Origin of the sequence: Xenorhabdus yunnanensis, from assembly GCF_028598805.1 — a bacterium.
GTDB lineage: Bacteria > Pseudomonadota > Gammaproteobacteria > Enterobacterales > Enterobacteriaceae > Xenorhabdus > Xenorhabdus yunnanensis.
Window position 1 is genome coordinate 1 of the sequence record NZ_JAQRFI010000262.1, and the last position, 367, is coordinate 367.

1 pseudogene is annotated in these 367 nt (G+C 53.4%); it reads right to left on the bottom strand.

Annotated features, from left to right (window positions below):
- Positions 1-367: pseudogene (locus PSI23_RS22160) on the bottom strand (helix-turn-helix domain-containing protein); the annotation flags it as partial.

Here is a 367-nt window from a genome sequence, read left to right on the forward strand (position 1 = left end):
TGGTTCGGTCAGTTCCAGCGCCGCTTCGTAGCTCTCAAAGGTTGCCCTGACTTTCGCCGCATCGCTGATCTGCTCTTTCGCGCGATCAATATAGCCCTGTGGGTTATCCATGCTCATGGTGCCAAAGGCAACCTGAAAGGCTGCTGCACCGGATTTCATCAGGTAATCAGCGTATTTTGTTTGGGCCTCTTTCGGCGTGATTTTCAGTTTCTTCAAGGCGGCTTCTGCTGCCTCAAGGTGGGCAGGTTCGTTGGTCCGAATGACTGCCAGTACCCACAAGTAGGCATCCACCTGTTTATTACCGGTGATCTTGCGCTGAACAGGTAACGGTTTTACCGTCGCCAGTGCCGTACTGTAGCGGGGTTCA